Annotated in this window: 9 protein-coding genes; all 9 read left to right on the forward strand. The window is 28.7% G+C overall.

All coding sequences use genetic code 11. The features are described from left to right. Positions 1-227 (forward strand): hypothetical protein (locus QZ357_RS06170; protein WP_290773253.1); only part of this gene is annotated, 227 nt, incomplete at its 5' end. Between the two features lie 3 nt (positions 228-230). Next, a complete protein-coding gene (locus QZ357_RS06175) occupies positions 231-1,328 on the forward strand; it encodes a hypothetical protein (protein WP_290773256.1) in 1,098 nt (365 codons plus the stop codon). 20 nt (positions 1,329-1,348) lie between these two features. Next, positions 1,349-2,776, forward strand: coding sequence for a DnaB-like helicase C-terminal domain-containing protein (locus QZ357_RS06180; RefSeq protein WP_290773259.1), 1,428 nt, complete (start codon positions 1,349-1,351; stop codon positions 2,774-2,776). Between the two features lie 19 nt (positions 2,777-2,795). Further along, positions 2,796-3,080, forward strand: coding sequence for a DNA adenine methylase (locus QZ357_RS06185; protein ID WP_290773262.1), 285 nt, complete (start codon positions 2,796-2,798; stop codon positions 3,078-3,080). A gap of 5 nt (positions 3,081-3,085) precedes the next feature. Further along, the gene (locus QZ357_RS06190; protein WP_290773265.1) at positions 3,086-3,547 is read left to right on the forward strand and encodes a hypothetical protein; all 462 of its coding nucleotides are present in this window, start codon (positions 3,086-3,088) and stop codon (positions 3,545-3,547) included. Between the two features lie 9 nt (positions 3,548-3,556). Next, positions 3,557-4,639, forward strand: a complete 1,083-nt coding sequence (locus tag QZ357_RS06195; protein ID WP_290773268.1) for a hypothetical protein — start codon at positions 3,557-3,559, stop codon at positions 4,637-4,639. Further along, a complete protein-coding gene (locus QZ357_RS06200; RefSeq protein ID WP_290773271.1) occupies positions 4,636-4,803 on the forward strand; it encodes a hypothetical protein in 168 nt (55 codons plus the stop codon). The genes QZ357_RS06195 and QZ357_RS06200 overlap by 4 nt, the downstream gene beginning before the upstream one ends. 24 nt (positions 4,804-4,827) lie before the next feature. Further along, positions 4,828-5,349 carry a hypothetical protein gene (locus QZ357_RS06205; RefSeq protein WP_290773274.1) on the forward strand — a complete coding sequence of 174 codons (522 nt, stop codon included), beginning with the start codon at positions 4,828-4,830 and terminating at the stop codon, positions 5,347-5,349. Positions 5,350-5,365: 16 nt separating this feature from the next. Beyond that, positions 5,366-5,524: DNA methyltransferase (locus QZ357_RS06210; RefSeq protein WP_290773277.1), on the forward strand; the 159-nt coding region annotated here is incomplete at its 3' end.

The raw sequence follows: 5,524 nt of genomic DNA on the forward strand, positions 1-5,524 counted from the left end.
TTCTTTTCTGCTTGTTTTTGTATATTCTAATTTCATTTTCAGCGGCTGCCGTTGTTTTTACATTATGTGATGATATTTTTGTAAAGTTTAAAATTACAAATCCGATCAGCTTTTCGCTTGAGCTAATATCACTTGTTTTAGTTGGTCTTTTGTCAGTTATATTTACGCTTCCCGGTTCTGTTAAGCTTGCAAGGCTTATGCCAGCTAAGCTTGAGATAAGGAGGTAAATTATGAGAAAATATTTTAGCGCCGCTGTTGAACAGCTTTTGAATAATAAGCCCTTGTCAATAATAATGTGTATAGAGTTTGTTGTTATGATTAGCTGTTTCTCGTTGTGCTTTGGTTCTTTGCAGCTTTATAATATACGAAGGCAGATGTTTAATAAAAATAACATGCAAAGCTTTTATTATGTTCGCAGTGAAAATAGCTTGGAAATCAACAGATTCATTGAAAATGAAATGGGATTAGACGTTATGACCTTTGGTTATACAGAAGGTGTGGATATTGATACAGATATAATGATTTATTCAAAATCAGCTTTTGAAAATATCAAAATGCTGATATCAAAGGGTGAGGGAATAAATATTAATAAAGATTATGGGACTGCTATTCCTTGTCTTATTACTTCTGAGTTGGCAAAGATATATGATGTGGGCAAATGCTATAAATTAAAGACAACTGACGGTATAGGAATAGGTAATTTCTATATATGCGGTGTTATAAAAAATGACGTCGTATTTTCTCCCAATTACGGTTTCGATTATGACAAGACCTGTATTATTGCTTTTGATCCTAAGGATCAGATAAAAAAAGATGCCGATTATATGGAGTTTTACGCAATAAATACTATCGGTTTAAATGATTTTGAGAACATATATTCAAATTATATCTCTAACAATGTTTTTCAGCCTTTTAATTATTACTATAACGAAAGAAACAATCTTGAACGTGATAATATATTGCCTTATGCTATGCTTGCAATAATTTTTATGGCACTATCAATATCCGGATTGTTTTCTTATACCGTTATATCGCTTGAATACTTAAAAAGACAAACGGGAATACAATATCTGTGCGGAGCAAAGCTTTATCAGATCATGTCAGTTTTTATCCTGAAAAATCTACTGATTACAGCAATACCTTCATTTATTGCAATACCGGTTATATTAACAATGAGAAACAGTGAATTAGCCCAAACCACACTAATATCATGGGAAGGGTATTTCGCCGGTGTGTGCTTATGTTTAACGGGATTGATTATTTCTTCATTTATATCACTTGTTAAGATAAACCGAAGACAAGTTATTAAAATGCTTAAAAGTATCTGAAAAAAGAACGGAGGGGTGTTATGATTGAATTAAAGTGTGTCACAAAGAGTTATTACAAGGGAACATCGGCACAGATTAATGCCCTCAGAAATGTAAATTTAAAAATAAATGAATTTTCACATAACATATGGCGTGTATATTATCAAATTGCATATGATATTGTTGTACGAGAGTTCAAAGATGTTCTTGACGATATAACGGTTGGATTATATCTTGAAAAACATAATAAATTAAAAGAGAAATTTGACGAATATGGCGGTTATGGCACGATAGAAAGTGCTTGTGGATATGTTCAAACCTCAAATTTTAATGGATATGTTGACGAATTAAGAAAATGGAATGTGGTAATTGAACTATGTAAAAAAGGATTTCCTGTTAAAGATAATCTTAGTCATTATGTAGATTGTACGGTAGAAGAAATATACTCAGAATTTGAAGCTTTACTAAATGATGTATTTGTTAATGTAGATTCTGAGATTAAGTCTTATGACATTTGTTATAAGATTGATGAACTTATCGAAAAAATGGATAAAGGTATGTTCATAGGTATGCCTTATTATAATATACCCACTCTAACGCAAGAAACAGGCGGACAAGTATTAGGTAATATTACTTTGGTTGGTGGACTTTCAAATGTAGGTAAATCAACTTTCTGTCGTACAGTTACCATTCCAGAGATTATAAAAAACAATGAAAAAATAGTCATTATGGTTAATGAAGATTCTTATGAAAAATGGCAAAGAGAACTATTAGTATGGATATGTAATAATATTTTTAGTTTCGATATTCAGAAATATGTAGTTCGTAATGGTAATTATACAGAAGAAGTTAGAAACACTTTGTTAAAATCTGCTGAATGGTTAAAAGAAAATACTAAAAATCATACAGTAACAATTATTCCTTTTAATAGCTATCAAACTCAAAAAGCTATTAAAGTAATTAAAAAGTTTGCAAATATGGGAGTTAAATATTTCTTGCTTGACACTTTTAAAATGGATAGTGGTAGAGTAAATGAAAATAGTTGGCTTGCAATGCAACAATCTATGGTAGATATTTTTGATACAGTTAAATCTGAAAGTTTGAATGTTCATATATTGATTACATTTCAGCTTAATAAAGGTAGTGTTCATCAAAGATATTACACACAAGATAATATAGGTATGGCGAAAAATATTGTAGACCCAGTTTCTACTTGTATTATGATTCGAGATGTGTACGATGATGAATATGCAGGCGAAAGTAAAGAATTAAAAGTATATCGTTTAGACGGTAAAAATAAACGAACTAAAATAGAAGTAACACTTGATAAGAATAAGCGTTATCAAATATTGTTTTTAGTGAAGAATAGAGAGGGTGCAGCGAACACTTATCAGATTGTCTTGGAACATGATTTATCAAGAAACATTATTAATGAAATTGGTATAACTCAAGTTTTACCTGATTTTTAATAGTATGGGAGGGTGAAGGTTGCACTATCAAGGTGGTAAAAGTAGAATTGCTAAATCAATAGCTGATATTCTTACAAAAGTAGGAGAAAAAGAAAAATATAATAACAATAAATCGTTGGACTTTATTAGTTTATTTTGTGGAAGTTGTGCTATTGAAAGCAAGGTCGATAACTTTGATAAGATTATATGTAATGATAAACATACATATCTTATAGAAATGTTTAAAGGTTTACAGAATGGATATGAACTTCCTGATGAAATTTCTAAAGAACAATATATGTATATTAAAAAAATAAAGATTTAGATAAGGTGCTTACTGGGTTTGTTGGTTTTGGTTGTAGTTTTGGTGGAAAATGGTTCGGTGGTTATGCAAAAGACAAAGAAGGAAAGAGAAATTACGCATCTGAAAGCAAAAGGTCGGTAATGAAGGATATGGTTGGTTTGAAAGATGCTATATTTTTAAATAAGGATTACAAAAATGTAGCGTTATCTGAGCATTGTGTAATTTATGCAGACCCACCATATAATAACACAACTAAATATTGTAACGAGGACTTTAATACTGATGAATTTTGGGAATATGCACGAAAAGTAAGTGTAAAACATTTAATGTTTATATCAGAACAAAACGCACCTAATGATTTTATTAGTGTTTGGGAAAAACCTTTGAGAAGAACTTTAGCTAAGGATAAGCAAAATTATTTTATGATTACAGAAAAATTATTTATACATAGTTGTAACTTAGAAAAATATAATTCGATATTTACATAAGCAGTAGGGGTGATAGAAATAGATACCATATCTTTAAAAAAATATATAGTTGAAAATAATAAGATTGAATTTGTTTTACAAGAAATTGGTTGTCATAATATTAAATATCACCCCTTAAAAAATTATTACACTTGTTCTTATTATAATGGTGATAATCCAACAGCTATAAATGTATTCAATGATGATTATATTAAAGTTGTTAATTGGACACGCAGTAAAAATTTTGACAAAGCTTCAGATATTATAACTTTAATAGAGTATAACAAGAATTATTCTTTTTTAGAAGCATTAAAGTTTTTACATAAAATATTAGAATTAGAATATAATGGATATTCTAAAAAAAGCGAAATAAAAGTTAAAAACCCTTGCGAACTTTTTAAGAGAATTAAAGATAGTGTAAGAGGAAAAGGTTTCGATGTTAATGAAATCAATTATTTAGATGAAGATTTATTAGATGATTTTGTTCCATTACTTCATATTAATTGGTTCAAAGAAGGTGTGATGCCTTGGAGTGCTGATAAGTTTGGATTGTCTTATTCTTATAAACGGAAAAGAATTATAGTTCCTTTGAGGCATTGGATGACTGGCAAATTATTAGGAACTAATATGAGAACAGTTATACCATGTTATTCGGAATTAGGTATAAAAAAGTTTCTTATAACTCCTTCATATCCTAAAAGTTTAAATTTATTTGGGTTATATGAAAATTATGAATCAATTCAGAAAGCTGGATATGTAGTAATTTTTGAGTCTGAAAAAAGTGTTATTAAGCGAGATAGTTTAAACGATTCTACTTGTGTTGCACTTTCAGGACACACAATATCAGATGAACAAATTAGGATATTGATAGGATTAAATGTAGATATTATAGTTGCACTTGATAAAGATATACCTATTGAAGAAGTAAGAGATATATGTAGTAAATTCTATGGTATAAGAAATGTTTATTATATATGGGATAAATGGAATTTGCTTAGCGAAAAAGACAGTCCTGCTGATGCTTTAAATAAAATATATCAGTTTTTAATAAAATATAAAATTAAATTTGATGATAAAGAACATAAAGAATATTTGAAAGGATTAAAAGAATGAAGATTTTTGCGTGTAATAAATGCGGAAGTATAGATTTGTTCATAAAAAGCAATGGAAGTCATACTGGACTTTATTGTGGTGACTGTGGTTCTTGGCAAAAGTGGCTTAATAAAAATGAAAAGATATTAGTAGAAAGGCAAATAGAAAATAATAAAAATAATTAAGTCTTAAAAGGGGAAGAATGTTGAATGGTAACAAAACTTTTGCAAGGTGATTGTTTGGAATTGATGAAGAAAATTCCTGATAATAGTATAGATTTAATAGCTACTGACCCACCGTATAATATTAGTGCTACAAATGGTGGTGGTACAATAAATAATGTAAAGAAATTAAATAAATCGTTGCAGGATTTAGTTAGGGCAAATATTACAAAAGGATATGATATTAAAGCTTTTGGTGAAGAATTTATTAGAGTTATGAAAGAAATAAATATTTATTTGTGGTGTAATAAAATGCAGATATATGATTATTTTGCATTTTATGTCGGAAAACATAAATGCAAATTTGATATTATTTGTTGGCATAAAACAAATGCATTACCTACATATTCAAATAAGTATTTAAGTGATACTGAATATTTATTATATTTTAGGAACGGCAAAGGGAAATGTTTTCCAAATTCTTATGATGATGCTAAAACATATTATATCGCACCAATAAATCATAAAGATAAAAAAACTTTACGGACATCCAACAATAAAACCTCTTGATATTACAGAAAAAATTATTAGAAATAGTTCAAAAGAAAATCAGTTAATCTTAGACCCTTTCATGGGTTCTGGTACAACAGGTGTGGCTTGTGTAAATACTAATAGAAATTTCATTGGTATGGAATTAGATGAAAACTATTTTAATATTGCTAAAGATAGAATAGAAAAAGCAAAA

Origin of the sequence: Anaerofustis sp. (assembly GCF_019420015.1) — a bacterium.
Taxonomy (GTDB): Bacteria; Bacillota; Clostridia; order Eubacteriales; family Anaerofustaceae; genus Anaerofustis.